This window comes from Paenibacillus sp. FSL L8-0340 (genome assembly GCF_038593145.1).
GTDB lineage: Bacteria > Bacillota > Bacilli > Paenibacillales > Paenibacillaceae > Paenibacillus_AQ.
In genome coordinates this window covers 6,898,681-6,918,911 of record NZ_CP151967.1, presented here as the reverse complement: position 1 = coordinate 6,918,911, position 20,231 = coordinate 6,898,681, and the positions used below count along the sequence as shown (strand labels likewise).

Here is a 20,231-nt window from a genome sequence, read left to right as displayed (position 1 = left end):
ACCGGATGCACATCCGTTTCTGCTTGAGTTTAGAGCGATTTTAATTAATATGCAGCTTGGCAGTGAAGACTGTTTTATAAACGGTACTAGGCTTCAAAGTGAAAGAGGAGGTACTTTTGGTGCAGCAGAAATGGCAACGATGGAATATAGCTTCGCGAAAGTGGTTGTGGATTATCGTAATAATTGGTGTCTTGGCTGCGCTACCGGTTGTTTATGACCGGCTGCAGACGGAGAAATCATCCAAAACGGTTGAATTTGTATTTGATTACCGCGATCTGGTTGAAGTGGCCAGCTACCGCTCTAATCCAAAGGATTATATTTCCGACCAGCTTGACCGTTTAAAGGATGCCGGCGTTCAGAGCATGGCAATTTATGAAAGCACGCTTGAGGATTACCGTAAGGCCCGCCGTTTGATGTTATGGGGAGCGGCTGATATCGCTAATCTTACCGACACTGTGATTCCGGAGAATGAGAACTATACATATGTCCTCTTTACGAGCGCAGATAATAGTGATGCACTCTCGTCGATGATACGTGAAGCGTTCAGCAGTCTTGACATTGGAACGGAGGACTGGAGTTTCCGCGGACAGCAGGGGCTGATCATCAAGACTCCTATTGAAGATGCTACAATGAAACCTCTACAGCCGGATCCGATGACGCTGGACATGCTGCATGGCAAAGGGTTCAACATTGTCCCCCGTCTAGTGGACTCCTTAAAGTATAACCAGGAGGCAGTACAGAAACTGCTGGACCGCTATGAGGAACTCGGGGTCAAGCGGATTCTTTTCGAAGGCGAGTCGGTCAAGGGATATAATGATGACGCTGACTTAAAGAGTTTAGACGCCTTTGGAAAACTTATGAAGGAACGCGGAATGGGGATTGCTGCAATTGAGAATATTAAGGCCCAGCAAAAAGGTTTTAATAAACTCGCCTATGAGCTCGACTATAACGTCGCACGGTTGTATTCTCTCAGTGAAAGAGATTCCAGCTTGGCACCGGAAGTCATTGCTGACCGTTTCGCGCTTGCAACCAAAGACCGTAATATCCGGATGATCTATCTCAACACGATTCCGTCAAGAAACACTGCTAAAGCTCAGGTGACCGACACGCTCGATAACCTCATAACGAGTCTAAGCGATCCCGGGGGTGCTGTAGATAAAATTGAGGATAACGGTTTTACCCTGGGACAAGCCACGGCGTTTGAAGTCGTTGACTCCTCCTATCAGCGTTATTTCAAGCTTGGGGCTGTGATTGGTGCGGTATCCATGGTAGCTTTGCTTGTCTCATTTTTCATTCCATGGCTCACACTTCCTGCCTGGGTACTGGGATTGCTGGGAAGTGCCGGATTACTTGTAATAAAGCCTCAGCTTTTTGAACAGGCATTGGCACTTGCGGTAGCTATCAGCGCCCCGACTGTGGCGACAGTAATGGCGATCCGCAAGATTAATGAACAGGGTCCGCCGCTTCGAATCAATAAACTAACCTATACGGTCATGAGTCCCAAGCGGCGTTTGGCGCACAGTCTTGTACTTTATGTGAAGACAGCACTGATCTCGCTTAGTGCCGTACCGTTTGTAATTGCACTTCTGAACAACATTACGTACAGCCTTGTGCTCAATCAGTTCCGCGGTGTCAGCCTGCTGCATTTGGCGCCGATTGCCTTGACTGCGCTGTATGTACTTCTATACCGTGGTGAATTCACCTTTAACAAGACAGGCAAGCTGCTGCGTACTCCCATTACACTCATAATGGTTATTGCTGCCGGTGTTCTGTTGATCATTGGCTGGTATTACTTAAAACGGACTGGAAACAGCGGTAGTGTAAGTCCATTGGAGATGACTTTCCGTACCTTCCTGGAGAATACAGTTCAAGTCCGGCCGCGCAATAAAGAATTCCTGCTGGCTCATCCGCTGTTCATTCTGGGTGCTTTCATGGCCTATAAATACCGGAATGCCGCGTTTATTATGATTATTGCGGTCATCGGCCAGCTTTCGATGGTGGATACCTTCGCCCATATCCATTCTCCTATGCTGATTTCACTTGTTCGCGGATTGCTTGGACTGGGGCTTGGTCTGATTATTGGACTCATCGCTGTTGGCGTATGGCAGATTGCAGAAGGGTGTTGGAAACGATGGTCGCCGCTGCTCAAAAAATAATTCTCTCCGGCTATTATGGTTTCCGCAACAGCGGGGATGAGGCAGTGCTGCAGTCCATTCTAGATGCGCTGCAGAAGCATTCACAAGCTGCCGGCATACCGGTTGAACCTGTTGTGTTATCCATTGATCCGGAGTGGACAACGGCTACTTATGGTGTAAAAGCTGTTCACCGGATGAAGCTGGGTGAGGTACGCCAGGCCATTTACGAGAGTGCAGGTCTCATCAGCGGCGGCGGAAGCCTGCTGCAGGACGTGACGGGCAGCAAGAGTATTCCCTACTACCTGGGGATTATAAAGCTGGCTCAATGGATGAGAAAGCCGACATTTATTTATGCCCAGGGCATCGGTCCGGTAAACCGGAAGCTGTTCCATCCGCTGATCAAATCCGTTTTCCGCAAATGCAGCTATGTGTCTGTGCGGGATGAGCAATCTCGCCAGCTGCTGCAGACTATGGGGCTTGACCGGGAACTAGTTGTGGTTGTTCCTGATCCTGTGATGGGACTCTCTCTTCCAGAGGCTTCCCAACCCTTTGAGGAGATTACCCGCGACACTGCATTGAAGACCGTCGGGATATCGGTGCGTTACTGGGAGCAGTCCCGTAAGGAATTGGATGCCATTGCGCAAGGCCTGCTAATTGCCTGTGGGCAAGTTCCGCTGCATCTGCGCTTCCTGCCTTTCCATCATTCCTCAGATAATGAGGCTTCGCGTTATGTGATGCAGAAACTGGAGGAGGGTATTGCGCGCCAGGGCGGCAGGATCAGCATTTGTGAAGATGCGCTCCATCCCCGGCAGATGTTGCGCGAGGTAGGAGAATGCGATATGCTGATCGGGATGCGGCTGCACAGTCTCATCTATGCTGCCGGAAGGCGTGTGCCGCTGATGGGGATCTCCTATGATCCTAAGATCGATCACTTTCTTGAGCGGATCGACTGTCGGCCCGTCGGTTCTACGACTTCGCTTGACGGCGGAGAAGTTGCCGCTGAAGTCCTTCATCTTCTGGAAGCAGGAGACGATTGGAAACTTAAGCGTGAGCCGCTAATTGCTGCCTTAGTTGAAGAAGCCGAGGCTCCTGCCCGGCAAATTGTTGAATATTTCCACCGCAAAGGATGATTGATAGTGAAAGCAGAAAGTCCGGTACCTACAGTTCCAATTTTTGGCATCAGGGTATCTAAAATCGATATGAAAGCCACAGTCGCTTATTTGACAGAAGCAGTCCGCAACCGTGAACCGCACCAGGTAATTACTGCTAATCCGATCATGGTTATGACCGCGCTGGAGAATCCAGCATACATGGAAATCATGAAATCGGCGGAGCTGGTGGTGCCTGATGGGACAGGCGTCGTGTGGGCTGCGGAATATTGTCGTGAACCCGTGGCGGAGCGTGTGGCCGGATTTGATCTTTTACATGAATTGCTGCGTCAAGGCGAAAGATATACCTGGAAGGTCTATCTGCTGGGCTCTACCCCGGAAGTGATTCATGAGACGTCCTCCCGGTTACAAACTCAGTATCCCGGGATCGTAATCTCGGGATATCATGATGGTTATTTTGGACCCGACGACGACGAGAAGATTATTTCTGGAATTCTGGAGGCCCAGCCGGATCTGCTCTTTGTTGCCAGAGGCGCTGACAGCCAGGAGCCTTGGATCGCCAAGTACAAATCCAGACTGAATATTCCGGTGATGATGGGGGTCGGAGGGAGTTTTGATGTGATCTCGGGCAAGACCAAACGCGCTCCCATAGCCTTCCAGAAACTTAGAGCGGAATGGTTATATCGTCTTCTTAAAGAACCAACACGCTATAAAAGAATGCTTGCGCTGCCGAAATTCGCAGTAAAAGTGATGCGTGAGAAAGATAAAGTGACAAAAGCTCAGTAAAATGCGGATATTCACCGTGAAAATAAGAATAGCAGCCCAAAAACGGAATTGGAATTTGTATTTAGTTCAGCGTATAATTCAATGCGGTAGAGAAATGGGGGTCGACTGATCAAATGTTAATCATATACATCGCCGGATTTGTTGTGTGCATGGGACTCGCCTTACTCTTGACGCCGCTGGTGAAGAAATTCGCTATTAAGATTGGCGCTACAGATGTGCCGAATGCCCGTAAAGTGCATACGAAGATTATGCCCCGCCTTGGCGGACTTGGTATTTTTCTGGCGTTTGTGTTGGGCCTGCTTGCCGTATTGCCAATTATTCCTTATGACTTCACTCCGCGGGAGGTAAGCTTCATCAAAGCGCTGCTGTGTGGCGGCGGAATGATTGTTCTGATCGGCGGTTTGGATGACCGGTTCGAACTTTCGGCAAAGGTGAAGCTGCTGGGCCAGATTGCGGCTGCCTGCATAGTAGTCTTCGGTTTTGGTATTACTGTTGATTTCGTAAATATTCCTTTTCATAATACGTATTCTTCGCTGGAAAGCTGGATTGCTATTCCACTGACTATTTTCTGGATTGTGGGGGTCACGAATGCCGTTAACTTGATTGACGGGTTGGACGGGCTTGCTGCCGGGGTATCCGGTATAGCTATTGCCACCATTGCAGTGATGGCCTTCTTGATGGGAAATACCATGGTTGCACTTCTGTGCCTGCTGCTGCTGGGCAGCATCATAGGATTTCTGTTCTTTAATTTTCACCCCGCCAAAATTTTTATGGGTGATACAGGTTCACTATTCTTAGGTTTTTGCTTGGCTCTGCTTGCACTTCTTGGGTTTAAGCAAATTGCCGTCGTTTCTTTTATTACACCGCTCCTCATTATCGGGGTGCCTTTGTCTGATACCTTTTTTGCCATCGTACGCCGCAAGCTGCAGAAGAAACCGATATTTGCACCGGATAAAGGCCACCTGCATCATTGCCTGCGCGAACTGGGGTTCAGCCACCGTCAAACGGTACTGATCATTTATGGAATTGCAACATTTTTCGGTGTATTGGCTGTTATCCAGACCTCTGCCTCACTTTACGAAGCAAACTGGGTTACTTTTGTAGTCATTTGTGTAATGCTGTTCTTCCTGCAAATTGGCGCGGAGATTACCGGTGTTATTAGTAAGACTAAACGGCCTGTAATTGACTTCTTCCTGAGAATGCGAATGAAAGTTAGTCAGGAACGAGGCTCGAAGCTGTAGGGTTTGTTTATAGATTTGTATTGCTATTATATATTTTTTTTGAAAAGCTCATCCTGATGAAGGGTGGGCTTTTTGCATTTTAGAGGGTGTTTATTGAAGGAATCTGTTGAAGCACGAATGATAAGTGTATAGAAAATTCAAGGAATTCCTTCAAATTATCTTCTCTAGGACCGATAAAATAATTAATATCATCAAAAGGGAGAGATTAATGACATGCAGCGCATGAGAAAGCCATTTGTATGGACGCTTCTGTTCGCCTTAATTGTATCTTTAATTCCAACTGGACTTATGAATACTGCAGTGGCTGCAGACACGCTTAAGCCTACCAGTTATTTTACGCCAGATAATACGAAATTGAGAAACACTGTTGATCTGACATTACTGCCTCCAGCAACAAATCAAATCTCAAGAACTAATGTATTACAGGTAACGGATGCTAGTTTACCAGTTACAGGAACATTTACAAAAGTTACGAGTTCTACTCTGGGGGCCAATGTACAACGTTTGAACTGGGAAGATGGGAAATGGGTAGAAGATGCTACTCATGTAACGCCAGGTGTTGTGCAGTTGGATATTGACAGTCCTGACAACCGCTTTACCGCAAATCTGACATTGTTTCCAGGCATGAACAAGATTACTCTTACAGGCTCACAGGGAAGCAATGATCGCTCTGAGGCTTTTTATGTACTATTTGATCAGGTTCCTTATGTCGAGAGACTTCAAGTTCTGGGTGGCTCAGAGAAGCTTAATTTGAACGAAGGAGCACAATTGGTCGTAGCCACCAAAGAAATTACACTTGAAGGTAAAGCGTTAAATGCAACAAAGGTTACTGCTGCCATTAATAATGAAAGTGCATCAAATACCTCCTTACTGCAGGATGGAACGTTCTTCTCACAGCGTATGGCGCTTAATCCGGGTGTCAATAATCTGAAATTAGTCGTGCAGAATGGCTCAGATACGTTGAGCTTTGAATATACGCTTTTTTATTATGATGAGAAGAATCCTATAGTTAAAATGTATTTGGTTGATTCGCACAATCAGGGTCAGGACCTGCTGGGTGGTCAGCCGGTGATGACAGAAGGTTCAGATACTGCAAAATTAATGGTTCAAATGATGATTGAGGATACTGCGGGAGTCCCTTTTGCGGGTTCGGCAGTAGTGAAAATGAATGGAGCAGTATCAACGCCTACCTATGGGAGCGGTATAACATTGGACAGCGCTGGTCTTATCGCATTGAACGCGGGAGATGAGGTTTTGGTACCCTCTCCTATCAAGAATGCACCGTCCTATCGGCTGGTTTCTTTTGAGATGCCGCTGACCCTAAACAAAGACAATGCAACGCCAGCGAACAGATTAGAGACGCAAACACATAATCTTTCGGTAGCTTACGGAACTAAAACTATAAATCGTTCTTTTGATTTTCAGTATATGAAAGATAGAATCGTAATCACGGATATGAAATATCTTGCAGGATACGATGGAACTGGCGTTATTCCACCCGGGATAGCTCTGAATGGGGCTAAGGTGGATGCCAGTGAGTTCTATATCTCGGTTAAAACAAATGCAGCAGTGACTAGCCCGGCGAAACTGATTGCGAAATATTTACCGATTTCCACTGCAGGTCTGACACCGGAGTTGGTGACTTCTGTTTCAGATACACAGCATATCTTTAAAATAAAGGATTTCCAAAACGGGAACCAGACCGTTAGATTTAACATTGAGGGTTCCTCTGCATATAAGGATGTTAATATTTCCTTTGCCTCTAAAAGCTATATTTATGTATCCAACCTTACAGATGGACAGACTATTGTTATTGATTCCGAGGCTGGCAAGAGCCTTGCTATTAAGGGGCAATATATTGATTTCAATTCAAACTCCGATTACTTCGTGGCTGAAATGTATGTGAATGGAACAAAACAAAGATCAACCGGCTTAGATAAAACTTGGTTTAAAAGCGCCGCAGGTGGATTTGAAGTTAATTTAGCGATTAATGCGACCACGGGTCCATTAGTGTTTGGAGAGAATAAAATTGTCTTTACAGGCACAGGTACGGATGAAAAGGGGCAAACCCGGGAAGTCCGCAAGGAACTGCGCATTTACATTCTCGATGAGAACGTATCAACCATAAGTAAGTTTCAACCCGCGGTGGGTACTGCTAGAAGTACGTTTCCTGATAGGGAGTTTGGACCAACGGATGAACTGCTGACCAAACTATTTAACTTAACTCCTGATTTTATATACAAAGATAATCAGTATACTACCAGCTTGAAAACTTATGATCTGGTACTTAGAGGAAGCGGTGCGGTAAAACTCAATTTGAATATGGGAACAAAAAATATCCTGTCACTTGATATTCCTGCCATTCCCAATCCACCGATTACTCCCAGCCCGAGTTTTGCAGATAAACGCTATACCACCAGTTTTGCTGGGAGTCAAAAAGACTTTGTAATGCGGATTCAGGATCTTGTGAATGATACGCCAGGAACGTATGTTTACACGCTTGAGCTGATAAATAGTACAGGAGCCAAAACAAGTCAGAAGCTGGAGATTGTTAGAGAAGTAAGTGCCTATCGTATTCTCTCTCCTCAGCCTTCTGTAGGTACTCAATATGTTGTTAATAAAAACTTTGTTCATTTTGATATTGAAGCTGAAGGGGCTACAGATGTCATCATAGACAAAGAAAAAGCAGTCAAACGTACGGATTTGGGGCCAGGGAGATTTGCACTGGACTATGTAGGGTTGAAGGCAGATAAAGCTAACAGCATCAAAATTCAAATTGTTCGCGGTGCTACGACAAGTACAGACACTATTTCAATATTCTATACCGGTACAGTAGCGGTCGATGCACAATACATGTCACCTAAAACAGCAGACAAATACAGTGTGTTTAACAAAGCAGTGGAATTAACCTTCCCAAAAGGAACGGTAATGCAAAGTACGGATACGCGTAATTTGACGAAGTACTATCCTAATAACAAGCTGCGGTTTGGGATTGCAGACCCATCCACAGGTGTTGTAGAACGGCGTAACGATTATGGGAACGTCATCGGCTTCCCTGAAACCTTTAAAGAGAGCGGCATACCAACTTGGACGATTCCAGATGAATTTACGCTCCGGTTCAATTCTCCTTATGAGAGCAGCAATTTTGGACGCATATCGGAAGTGTATTGGATCAGCGGAGGATTGGGTGAGCTTGGAACCACATCAACGCCAGGGCATATTCCAGCTACGAATGGTTTGGCTCCTTATTCTGTAGATGGATTGTTTGGGGATCCACAGACTCCAGCGGAACGTATCATTACACCATCTAAGCGGGGGAAATTGACATTAGCCTTTGACCCGAATGTTGTACAAGACGCGGGAACTATTGTTACGGTCTTCAAATACAACAATAAAAGGGAATGGGAGAATATTGGCGGTACTGTAGATACCAATAAGCACACGATCTCCGTTCCTTTTGATGAATTTGGGTATTATAAGGTAATGAAAATGAGCCGGGGCTATAATGACGTCACGAATCATCAATGGGCCAGAAATATTTTGAACGCTCTTTACTCAAAGGGTATTATGAAAAATCTTCGGTTTGAGCAATTTGGAACAGATGATCAAGCGACACGAGGTGAGTTCGCGACACTTCTGGTTAAAGGTTTGAATCTTCCACTTAATTATGATGACAACAAGACGTATTCCGATCTGGTGCCTGGAGCAAGTTCAATCACATGGGACTATGCCCATATTGAAACTGCGTCGAGAGCAGGCATAGTGACTGGACTTACCGATGGAGTATTTGCGCCGGATCAGCCAATTACTCGTGAGCAGGCAGCTGTAATGATTGCCAGAGCCCTGAAATTGAAATTGGCAGCTAACGATCAGAAATTAAAGGATTCAGTCGCCAAGTCATTTTTGGATTCCGGTAAAATAGAGTCTTATGCCTTGTCGGCAGTCCAAGCCGTTTCGAAGGCGAAAATTATGAATGGCGCTGAAGTAAGCATAGCTGGTCAAAAGAAGGCGTCTTACAACTTTAATCCTAAGTCTAATATGACCAGAGCTGAGGCAGGAAAGATCGCTGTGGAACTGTTAAAGAAGAGCACCACCATCTTCCCTAAAACCCTGAGCTAGATACATTTTAATTTATTATGATATTACGGAGGGCTGGTTACTTGCCCTCCGTTTTGTATGCAAATGGAGTTGTTAAGGGTATGCCTTTATAAATCAATTTTCTTTGGGTATAATAAGAAACGGACTATATATAGTTCTTCGGAGAAGCTGTGACTTCACGCAGGTTGCATTTCCATTTAGATAACTTTGTAATCTGCTCCCATTTACGTTACAATAATATTGTAAATATTATTTTCTGAAAGGTGAAAGCCATCCATGAAACCGATTTTAGCAAAAGCACAATTGGATTATATGAAAGCAAAGAATATGTTTGAGAATAGAGCGAAAATCCTGGAAAAGGAAATCACAGCAAAAAGAGCATTACAGGAAATTTCACAGGATCTAATGGAGGAACTTGTACAAGCTACAGGATTCCATGATGCATATAATGATCTTGTTATTGCAGAGAATGCATTAATTGAGTGGTCTCATACTACAATTAAGCATGAGAAGAGCTATCGGGAGAACCGAGTAGCGATTGATACAATGTACGAGAATGTCAATTCAAGCCCTGAGAAGCGGCAGGAACTGATTCAGCTGTCGATGAAGATCCGTTAGTTATATGCTATAAAGTGAAAGCGCCGGTTACGGCGCTTTTTTGTTTTGGATGATAAAGAAATTTTTGGGTTTGAAAAAAGGTGATTATGTTTATTAACTTAACAAATATTGTTTAATGACGTTTCGAAAGTTCATGTGCTATACTGTTTCCCGTAGTCACCCATGATTAGAAATAGTTAGTAGAACTACATATGCTCTTCTATTGGAGCGGCATCGGGATGCCAAAAAAACTTTTTTTTAGTAAGGCGCAACTTTTCCAGAACTTCTGCGTTTAAAGTGTAGAGTCATTTGCACCAGACATTTGGGATGGCCCAAATTAATGAAGCGCAGTGATTGGAAAAATTAGCTTTACGTGACTTGAGGCACATTGTATAATACTTAGGTAGAATTAGGAATCTAGTATTGTCATGCCTTAAATCGGTTTACAAGTTTCTGTGATACCCGTCACAGACATTATTTATACTTAATATGCTCAACTCGGGAAAGGGGGTGCATCGGCTAATGAGTGACATGAGCTACCCAACTAAAGAAAAATCTCAGTTCATGAACGTCCAAGGAGGAGAAAAAAAGGTTATGAAGAAAATTTTATCCGTAGCATTATCTACAGCAATGGCATTCTCGATGTTTGCCTCTGTAGCATTTGGTGAAACTGCAACAACTCCGCAAGCGAAATTTGATGCTTTGGCAGCGAAAGGTATTCTTGATGGATTCCCAGACGGTCAAGCGCATCTTGAAAAAGATCTGGATCGCGCTCAATTCGCGAAGATCATCACTAAATTGTTTGATCTTCCAGAAGTGACTCCTACAACATTGTCTTACAAAGACAAAGGTTACACTAAAACTATGTGGGCAACTCCTTACATTGAAGCTGTAACTGCAGCTGGTTACATGAAAGGAACTGACCCTGTAAAAGGTATCTTTAACTACAGTGGTAAAGTTACAGTTCAAGAAATCGCAGCTGTGCTGCACCGTGCTTTGAAACTTGAAACTCCTACTACAACTGACAACAACGCCGCTGTATGGGCTAAAGGTTACGCACAAGCAGTTGTTAACGCTGGTCTGGTTGCAAAAGGTATCGATTTCAAATCCAGTGCTACCCGCTCTTTGGTAGTAGAAGCAGCCTATGCTGCTGCTAACTACTCGAAAGCTCCAACAGTAGTTTCGGGTGATGCTTTGAACCCAACTAGCGTATTGGTGACTTTCTCTGATAAATCTACAACAACTGTAACTCTGACTACCGCTTTGGTGGAAGGCGTTGAAACTACAGTTCCTTTCAAACACAACAACGTTGATTACACCGTGAAGGTTACTCTTGCAGCTCCTAAGGTTGTTTCTGTAAATGCTCCGAACTCTAAGCAATTGCAAGTAACATTCAACCGTGCAATTGATACTTCAACTGTAGTTTCTAGCGATAAGCTTAAAACTGGTGTTATCAGAGTAATTCCTTTGAATAACCAACCTGCTATTACAGTAGATGGTGCTGAAGTGAGCGTTAACGCTGCTGGAACTGAAGCGGTTGTTACGTTCCCAGGTCTTGAATTCCTTAAAGGCCAATACACTGTTGTTGTAACAGATGCAGTTAAGACAACTGCTGGAACAGCTCTTGCTCAGTACAGCCAGATGTTGACTGTTGCTGATACAGTGGCTCCAACAGTTGCAAGCGTAACTGCTGTAGCTAAGGATACTACTAATAAAGTGCTTGTGAAGTTCAGTGAGCCAGTTAAACCGGCCGGAATTATTGCTAGCGTAAACGGCGTATCCGCTTCTGTAACCCGTGAAACTTACGACACCTTCAGCTTGACTGCAGGTACATTGAAGACTGGTACAACTTATGATGTATCCCTGTTGAATGTTAGTGACTTTGCTGGCAACCTGATAAGTCCTAACCCGATCAAAACAAGTGTAGCTGTAACTTCTGATACTGCTGCTCCTGCAATTACTTCTGTTACTGCAACAGGTGATAGCCTTATCACTGTCAAGTTCAACAAGAAAGTTAACTATCAGTCCTTGATTGGTAACGTTAAATTCTTGAATACTTATGGAGAGTCCCAAGGAACACTTAGTGTAGAAGCAACTGCTGACAGCGACACTATTAAGTTTAAAGTTCCTGCTGGATTCAAACTGCCAGATTCCGGTTCTTACACTGGGTCACTTGTTTTCGGAGCAACTGTTAAAGACACATTGGGCAACACGCTTGGTACACCAGTGACTCAACCGATCACACTTGTGAAGGATACTACGGCTCCTGTAGCTTCTAATGCATCATTCAGCACTGATAAAGGTCTGGTTGTACCATACTCCGAAGATGTTACGCTGGTAGGTGGAACACCAACATTGATTAGTGATTCTACTGGTCTAGTAGTAACTGGTATTGATTTCAGTGGTGCTAAGATTGTTGACGGTAGTAAGCTCACATATCCAAATGTGAAGGGTCTTAGTGGAACTTATACTCTGCGTCTTCCTGCTGGTCTAGTAACAGATTTGGCACTTGCTAAGAACAAATCAGTTGGCACTACTATTAGTGTTAGTGCAGCAGCTGCAACTACAACTGACACTGAAAGACCTGTAGTTACAAGCATCACTTACTCTGAGGGAGCTAAAGCTGATACTGAAGTTGTCTTCACCGTAACAGTTAAAGACAACGTTGGTCTGAATGTGACGTCCCTGCGTGATTTGAACAGCTATACTTTGGGCAGCAAAGCACTTCCTATCAATTCCTATCCACAGCTATTGACATCTAAAGGAACTTCAACAGCTCCTACAGAAGCAGTAGTTGAAGTACGCGTTCCTAAATCAGCAATCAGCAAAACTGAAGCAATTGAATTTATTGCATCCGGTATAACTGATACTGCAGGAAATGGTACTTACGGCGCTACTATTAAGCCAGTATTGGCAGACGGTGTTAAACCGACCTTGGATTCAGCAGCTGTCTCTTCTGGAGATACTTCACTTCTGCAATTGACATTCTCTGAGCCGATCAATGCTGCTACTCTTAAGGCTAGCGACTTCGTAATTATTGTGAACAACAGCTCGACTGCAACAGCAATTACTGGTGGTTTCATCGCCGGTGTTGGTAACGATGCAGGTAAATATTATGTTAGACTTGCAGGATATCCTGACCTCAACGCTAACAACGTAAATAATATTACTGTTAGAGTTATCGATGGCGCAACTGCTACAGATATCGCAGGTAACACTATCGTTGGTGATAAGACAGTAAACGCTAAGTAATCTCCGATTACCGAAGCACAGAATAGCCTCTTCGGAGGCTATTCTTTTTTTTTAGACTTTTTATGTAATAAGGCTTACAATCCCAGTACATTGGAGGTTAGTATGAAACCAACTTATAGAATAATGACAGCAGCTGTGCTTATTACAGGCAGTCTGTGGGGTGGATCCCTCTTTTTTGGTCAAGCTGACGGTGCCAGTGTGGGCAACCAGCCAGGGACGTCTGAAGATCCAGTAGTTACCAAAAGCTATGTGGATCAACAGATCCAAAAAGCGATTCAGGGCGGGACTATCGCTACACAGGCTCCAGCAGCGACACCAACGCCTGCAGCAACCCCTACGCCTACAGCACCACCTAGCCAAAATAAAGGCGAGGAAGTTGAGATTGTTGATGTGAAAGCAGGTCAGACTCTGATTGCCGGAGCGGGTGCCGAGTTTATCGTCCGCGCCGGAAAGGCTGCTATTTATTCTCAGGACAGCAATGGTGTTGCTGATTTAACGGATGGAGCAGATCTGGTTAACGGTACTGCAGTACCATCCAATCATCTGTTATCGTTCCCTCGTGCCGGACGGGGCATAGTGGTGCAAGAGGGTCAGGCCGGTGGTCTGGTTGTCATGGTACGCGGAGCCTACACATTGAAATAGGCTCGAATATAAATAGAATGTCCTAATATAGGTTTCATCATACTTCGGCACAGTTTACCACTGTTGACAAACATTGAGGCGATTGAGGCCCTGGTAAAGAGCACACAATACTTCCTGTGATCTTAAAAAAATTCAGGAGGTGCTGTAACATGGCACGTACTAATCGCACAGTTGTACCGGAGAGCCGGGCAATGCTTAAACAGATGCAATACGAGATCGCTGCTGAATTCGGACTATACGGAGCTTCTTACGGTGGCGGGGCTGATACAGAGTTTGCTTCTGAACTGGGGGCTTTGGGTGGAACAGGTGGAATCGGGCGTAGTCAGTACCTCGGACATCTTACATCCAGAGACAACGGATCTGTAGGTGGAGAGATTACAAAGAGACTGGTTAAACAAGCTGAGCAATCTTTGTTTACTTAATACCCGAACCACTCTAGGGTTTGCTTGCGGGGTATAAGCTAGTGCCTTACGCTATGACGGGTAACAATGGCTATAATTGACACCATCCTGCAAATAAGATAATATGACTTTTGAGGAAAGCCATAAACCTTTTCCATGCGGAAAAGGTTCATTTTTTTAAGATATGCGGTATTCCGATATTTATACTATACTTATTTTATGTGGCCTGTTATTTGTTAAGGAGCCCCCTTATACAGTGTCAGACTATCCATATGGGAGGTTATTGTACATGTCGATTAAAGGACGTCATTTATTTACTTCCGAGTCCGTAACGGAGGGACATCCGGACAAGATCTGCGATCAGATCTCTGATGCGGTACTGGATGCTTTTCTGGCTAATGATCCAAATGCACGTGTCGCCTGTGAGGTAGCGGTTGCAACGGGTCTTGTACTTGTCATTGGCGAAATTAGTACAAAGTCGGAGTATGTAGATATACCGGCCATTGTACGTAATACGATTAAGGAAATTGGCTATACACGCGCGAAATATGGCTTTGATTATAATACTTGTGCCGTTCTCAGCTCGCTGAATGAGCAGTCTGCAGATATTGCCCAAGGTGTAAATGCTGCGCTGGAGAACCGCGATCCTGCACAGGTTGCTGAAGAAACCGCCAACATTGGCGCCGGTGATCAGGGGTTGATGTTCGGGTTTGCGACGAATGAAACACCTGAGTTGATGCCACTGCCAATTGCTTTGTCCCACCGTATTGCCCGGCGCCTGTCTGAGGTCCGTAAGAATGGCACTTTGGAATATTTGCGTCCTGATGGTAAGACACAGGTGACCATTGAGTATGATGGCGAAAAACCGGTACGTGTAGATACTGTAGTGGTATCCACACAGCATGCCGAAGAAATTTCGCTTGAGCAAATTCAGGCTGATATTAAGGAGCATGTTATTTTGCCGGTTGTTCCTGCCGAATTGCTTGATGAGAATACTAAATATTTCATTAATCCGACAGGCCGTTTCGTTATTGGCGGTCCGCAAGGTGATGCAGGCTTGACTGGCCGCAAGATTATTGTCGACACTTATGGCGGATATGCCCGTCATGGTGGAGGGGCATTCTCAGGGAAGGATCCGACTAAGGTCGACCGTTCCGCAGCTTACGCCGCCCGTTATGTCGCCAAGAATTTGGTGGCCGCTGGTCTTGCCGACAAATGCGAGATTCAACTGGCCTATGCCATTGGCGTTGCTAATCCTGTCTCGATTAATGTAGATACATACGGAACAGGTAAAATCAGTGAGGAAAAAATGGCTCAGTTAATCAGCAGCAACTTCGATCTGCGGCCGGCCGGAATTATTTCCATGCTCGATCTGCGCAAGCCGATTTATAGACAAACTGCAGCTTACGGTCATTTTGGACGTACGGATATTGATCTTCCTTGGGAGCGTGTGGACAAGGCAGAAATGCTTAAAGACCAGGCTGGGATATAATTTATAGCTTTAGAATCAGGCCCGTAAAGGCAATTCTTCGATTCAAGGAAGAACTGCTTTTGCGGGCTTTTTTGTATGCACATGCTGAAACTATATATAAGTCAACTTATCTTATAGAGGAACTCTTCTAAACTTTGGAAGCCATTTAGCCGAAATATAAGAATATATGTAAAGACGAAAGTATGGCTTGAGAGGAGTCTATCACCGCATGAAAAGGGAAATTTCAATATTAGCAGCACTCATTTTGGCAGGGGATCTGTTGCTCAGTGCAGGGTATTCGTCAATCGGTCCCGGGAATTCAGCAGTTTATGCTGCAAGCGAATTCAGCATGGCAACTTCGCCAACAGCAGGTGAGGTCAATGTAAATGTATCGTCCTCCATTAAACTGAAATTCGATCGTCAGGTGTATCCGCAGAGTGGAGATATCACCCTTACTACGCGAGACACAGGCACGCCATATGTGACGGTGCCTATCGGCAGTTCTGGGCTAATCAGCAATTCTACGGAATACGAAGTTAAATTAGGCAAGCAGCTGGAGAAGAACAAAACCTATACCGTCACTGTTCCCAGAGGACTGTTTAAGGACGGGGCGGGTGCTGACTCAGCGGCTGCTTCATGGACATTTACCTCATCACCTGAAATGAACCTGAATATTGTGGCAAGCGAATTCACTCCGGCGAACTATTCACGGGTAGATTCCACAACACTGACTCAGCTTAGCTTTAAGCTGAACAAGAAGCTGCAAAAGAGCGGTGGATCCATTAAACTCATTTCCTCGGCAGACAATTCTGTTGTTCAGGAATTCAAGGTTAATGATGGAGATTATTCAGTCAATCTGCAAAGCGACGACTCTTCCACGATAGTGAGATTGAATCTGGCGAGTAGACTTACGGCTGGAAAAAGTTATTATGTTCTAATCGATCCTTATGCTTTTAAGGATGATGAGAATAAAACCTTCGCTGGAATAACCAGTGGGAACATTTGGAGTTTTTCCACAAAGGGAACAGGCGTTGCGGTAAATGTATCTCCAGCCAGTGGTGCTACTGCCGTATCCCCAGCCGGCAACATTCAGCTGAACTTTGACCAGCCGATGACGCCGGTTAATGGAGTGATCAAATTATCTTCCACTAATGCAGCGGATACAAGATACTTTGATGTGAACTCCTCGGCTGTTACCGGTGGCGGGACCAGAACCATAACGGTAGCATCGACATCGGCGACGAGTCCGCTGATGAATAATACTATTTACACAGTCACTATTCCTGCAGGCGCGTTTAATGACCAGGATGGCAATGCTTTTCCTGCCTCAGGAACACCGTATGTATGGAGTTTTACAACTACCTCACAAACTGGTTATGCTGTAGACTCGCTCAGCCCGGCAGACCGCAGTGAATCTGCGGCGCTTGATCAGCCCATTAAGATTACCTTCAACCGTCCAAGTAAGTATATTGAGACGAATCCTGTGAGCCTCTATAAGAGCAATGGAACAAAATTGGGATCAAAAGTAATTGGCGGAAATAACGACAGTGAATTCGTAATCGTGCCTTCAAGTGCGCTCGAAAACGATACTATTTATTACGTTGATATTCCATCAGGTGCTTTTATTGAAAAAAATAATCCGAATTCATATGAGGGACTCAACGGAAAAAACTCTTGGAGTTTCCGAACGGTGGCATTAGATAAGAGGGCACCGGTTCTGGTGTCTACACAGCTTGAAAGTAACCGCACAATCCGGCTGAAGTATGATGAAGCAATTCGTCCGGCAGTTGCTCTGCTGTCTTCCAGCTTTAATGTAACGGTCAACGATGAGAAAAGGGCAGTAGAGAGTGTATATATCCAAGGGGACAGCGTGTATGTGACCCTTAGTACGGGTGTGGCAGTAGGCCAATTTGTCAAGATAGCCTATACGGGTGGCCTTAGAACGATTCAGGATGCCGCCGGCAACGCAGCATCTACGTTCTCACTACGACAGGTAACGAACACAGTCCAAACGGCGCTTCCAGCGCCTAAGGACGGAATTTTGTCAGGCAAGACACTAACGCTGAATTTCAATGATACACTTAAAGCAATTTCCAATAACGCCTTCAGCCAATTTTCTGTTTATGCAGATGGTGTTTCACTTGGAGTGGTCTCCTCCACTTCCAGTGGCTCCACGGTCATTCTGGGGCTAAGTAATGATGCAGCGAATGGACAGACGATTCGCGTAACCTACTATGCCGGATCTTATCCTATCCAAGATCAATATAGCCAAAATATAGCGAATTTTAGCGATTTCTATATCCGTAATACCAGTGATTCAACTGCACCTGTCTATCAAAGCGCTGCAGGCTCGGGAAATAAGATTGTACTAACTTATAATGAAGGACTGTCAACGGCTAATTTGCCGATGAACAGCCAATTCTCCGTACTTGTGGGGAATACACCTAATTATGTGACAAACGTAGACGTAAGCGGAAATCTGGTAACCTTGACGCTAGCGAGCGCCTTGAGCACGAATAATTCCACTACGATCTCTTATGTACCAGGAACATCTGGTATCAGTGACTTGAACGGCAACCGGGCCGCCTACATTAATTTGCAGCCAGTGTCGGTTTCAGGCACCAGCAGTAGTAATGGTACAACAACAGTGCCTTTTATTAATTCAGCGACTGTCTCCGGTGATGAGCTTATTGTAAACTTCAGCAAGAATATGCAGGCGTCCTCAAGCTTGTACACCAACCAGTTTGGTGTGAGAGCTGATGGAAGCAGCGTGGGTATACAATCGTATACTGTATCGGGAAGTACATTGAAGCTGCTGTTGTCCACGGCAGTCAAAACCGGACAAACCGTCGTTTTATCTTATATGTCCGGTTCCGGAAATATTCTGGATCTGAACGGCAGTGCGCTTGCTTCATTCAGCGCGCTTTCTGTTCAGAACCTCACCGGTGTAGGCACATCGGCAACGGGGCGTCCTTCGTATCTGGGAACTTTGGCAGCAAGTGAATTTGGCAAAGAGTATCCGCTATTGAAGGGGGACTCCGCAGCTTCTGCGGATGACCGTTCCGTATATAACCAGTCGGTAAAAAGATATACCCTTACGGCTGACCGATTAACTGCCAGCTATGATTATCTCAATAAAATGGGCAGTCCGTCTCTGGCATTTGAAGTGCCCTCCACGGAATTGGGGGCCTATGTAGTTGTACCGCTTAAGCCCCTGCTGGAAGCAGTAAAACGCGACAGTAAGGCAGCCTTTGCTATACGTTATGGTGACAGCCTGTACAATCTTGCACTAAATGACATAGATATGACCGGCCTTGCATCCAAGTTAACTACAGACAGCAGCAATATCTCGCTGATGCTAAGACTTGAAAAGGTACCTTTCGGCACATTTGGGCCAGTTGAGGCAACGCTTAAAGCTCAGGGACTGCAGAGTGTAACCAGCCTTGTGGATATCCGTTTGACCGCTGCGGTCAGCGGCAATTATTCCAATAGTACGGTTCTAAGTGTTCCGGGGGAATATACGGCCCGTACAACTTCTTCTTTAGTCAGTGACCAGACTTTAGCAGCCAGACTGGACCTTGTCTATTCTGAAGCAGCATATCTGCCTGGCAAAATCAGCGGGGCAGGAAGCTATACCTTCATTCAGGCGAAGGTGGTAGGGAATCAGGTGGTAGGAACGTTTCTGTCTACCCGGGGCTTTTCAGATATGAGCAGGCACTGGAGCAAATCAAGTGTAGCTTTGCTGGCGGCCAAAAATATTATAGACAACAGCTACGGCAGCACCTTTAAGCCAGAGCAGAAGATTACCCGTGCCGAGTTTGCGGTGATGCTAAGCAGAGGGCTTGGGCTGCTGGGTGACCGTGAGACGGCACAGCGCTTCAGTGATGTTCAAGCTTCTACCCAAATCGGAGATGCTATTGGAGCAGCGGCCAAGGCCGGAATTATTACCGGCAATACGGATGGTACTTTCCGTCCCAATGCCAATATTACCCGTGAGCATATGGCGACAATGATGATTCGGGCTATGGAATACACCAAAAATCCGATTACGCTTAGCGGCACAAGCACATCCGTACTTTCGGCCTTTAAAGATAAGAGCAAGGTTTCGGGTCAAAGCGCCGAATTTGTGGCTAAAGCTGTACAGGAAGGAATTATTCTGGGTATGCCTGGCGCCCAGTTTCAGCCTCAAGGCAATGCCACCCGCTCTCAAGCGGCAGTAATGCTGCAGCGGATGCTGACAAAGGCTGGTTTTTTGTAAAAATATACGAATTTATATGGCTTCACGCTATAAATTATCCTTCTATTTCTCGCTGAAACGGATACTGTCCTTTTTAGGACGGCAAAACCGTTTCCACTTGCAAGAGCATGAGTATCCGAGTGTGGCATTACTACTGACAATAGCTATATGTCCGCTCTCAAGCGTCCGGTTTTGCGCCGGGCGCTTTTTGTCAGTTCAAATTGATGAATCTAGTAATATTCGCAACTTTTTCCCATAAATT

Annotated in this window: 11 protein-coding genes; all 11 read left to right on the top strand. The window is 45.3% G+C overall.

Going from position 1 to position 20,231, the window contains the following annotated elements:
* Positions 1-119: 119 nt before the first annotated feature.
* The 11 genes from NST07_RS31710 (at position 120) to NST07_RS31660 (ending at position 19,990) form a co-directional block, all read left to right on the top strand.
* Positions 120-2,156 carry a DUF5693 family protein gene (locus tag NST07_RS31710; protein WP_341096799.1) on the top strand — a complete coding sequence of 679 codons (2,037 nt, stop codon included), beginning with the start codon at positions 120-122 and terminating at the stop codon, positions 2,154-2,156.
* On the top strand, positions 2,132-3,265 hold the full coding sequence (gene csaB / locus NST07_RS31705; protein ID WP_341380428.1) for a polysaccharide pyruvyl transferase CsaB: 1,134 nt from the start codon (positions 2,132-2,134) through the stop codon (positions 3,263-3,265). The genes NST07_RS31710 and csaB overlap by 25 nt, the downstream gene beginning before the upstream one ends.
* A 6-nt stretch (positions 3,266-3,271) precedes the next feature.
* A complete protein-coding gene (locus NST07_RS31700; protein WP_341380010.1) occupies positions 3,272-4,030 on the top strand; it encodes a WecB/TagA/CpsF family glycosyltransferase in 759 nt (252 codons plus the stop codon).
* 113 nt (positions 4,031-4,143) lie between these two features.
* Positions 4,144-5,271 (top strand): MraY family glycosyltransferase, encoded by a 1,128-nt coding sequence (locus NST07_RS31695; RefSeq protein WP_341380008.1) that lies wholly within the window; start codon positions 4,144-4,146, stop codon positions 5,269-5,271.
* Positions 5,272-5,484: 213 nt separating this feature from the next.
* The gene (locus NST07_RS31690) at positions 5,485-9,390 is read left to right on the top strand and encodes an S-layer homology domain-containing protein (protein ID WP_342480752.1); all 3,906 of its coding nucleotides are present in this window, start codon (positions 5,485-5,487) and stop codon (positions 9,388-9,390) included.
* Positions 9,391-9,645: 255 nt separating this feature from the next.
* A complete protein-coding gene (locus tag NST07_RS31685) occupies positions 9,646-9,987 on the top strand; it encodes a hypothetical protein (protein ID WP_038597365.1) in 342 nt (113 codons plus the stop codon).
* 501 nt (positions 9,988-10,488) lie between these two features.
* Positions 10,489-13,218 carry a hypothetical protein gene (locus tag NST07_RS31680; RefSeq protein ID WP_342480751.1) on the top strand — a complete coding sequence of 910 codons (2,730 nt, stop codon included), beginning with the start codon at positions 10,489-10,491 and terminating at the stop codon, positions 13,216-13,218.
* Between the two features lie 102 nt (positions 13,219-13,320).
* Positions 13,321-13,860, top strand: coding sequence for a hypothetical protein (locus NST07_RS31675; protein WP_342480750.1), 540 nt, complete (start codon positions 13,321-13,323; stop codon positions 13,858-13,860).
* Positions 13,861-14,009: 149 nt separating this feature from the next.
* Positions 14,010-14,282 carry an alpha/beta-type small acid-soluble spore protein gene (locus NST07_RS31670; RefSeq protein ID WP_341096786.1) on the top strand — a complete coding sequence of 91 codons (273 nt, stop codon included), beginning with the start codon at positions 14,010-14,012 and terminating at the stop codon, positions 14,280-14,282.
* A 268-nt stretch (positions 14,283-14,550) separates the two neighbouring features.
* Positions 14,551-15,753 carry a methionine adenosyltransferase gene (metK, locus tag NST07_RS31665; RefSeq protein WP_076109642.1) on the top strand — a complete coding sequence of 401 codons (1,203 nt, stop codon included), beginning with the start codon at positions 14,551-14,553 and terminating at the stop codon, positions 15,751-15,753.
* A 208-nt stretch (positions 15,754-15,961) separates the two neighbouring features.
* Positions 15,962-19,990: an Ig-like domain-containing protein gene (locus tag NST07_RS31660; RefSeq protein ID WP_342480749.1), complete on the top strand. Its 4,029-nt coding sequence runs from the start codon at positions 15,962-15,964 to the stop codon at positions 19,988-19,990.
* The last annotated feature ends 241 nt before the right edge of the window (positions 19,991-20,231 follow it).

Coding starts and splice junctions, on each gene's coding strand:
- csaB (WP_341380428.1), top strand. CDS start 2,132: ATGGTCGCCGCTGCTCAAAAAATAATTCTCTCCGGCTATTATGGTTTC.
- NST07_RS31660 (WP_342480749.1), top strand. CDS start 15,962: ATGAAAAGGGAAATTTCAATATTAGCAGCACTCATTTTGGCAGGGGAT.
- NST07_RS31685 (WP_038597365.1), top strand. CDS start 9,646: ATGAAACCGATTTTAGCAAAAGCACAATTGGATTATATGAAAGCAAAG.
- NST07_RS31680 (WP_342480751.1), top strand. CDS start 10,489: ATGAGTGACATGAGCTACCCAACTAAAGAAAAATCTCAGTTCATGAAC.
- NST07_RS31670 (WP_341096786.1), top strand. CDS start 14,010: ATGGCACGTACTAATCGCACAGTTGTACCGGAGAGCCGGGCAATGCTT.
- NST07_RS31690 (WP_342480752.1), top strand. CDS start 5,485: ATGCAGCGCATGAGAAAGCCATTTGTATGGACGCTTCTGTTCGCCTTA.
- NST07_RS31695 (WP_341380008.1), top strand. CDS start 4,144: ATGTTAATCATATACATCGCCGGATTTGTTGTGTGCATGGGACTCGCC.
- metK (WP_076109642.1), top strand. CDS start 14,551: ATGTCGATTAAAGGACGTCATTTATTTACTTCCGAGTCCGTAACGGAG.
- NST07_RS31675 (WP_342480750.1), top strand. CDS start 13,321: ATGAAACCAACTTATAGAATAATGACAGCAGCTGTGCTTATTACAGGC.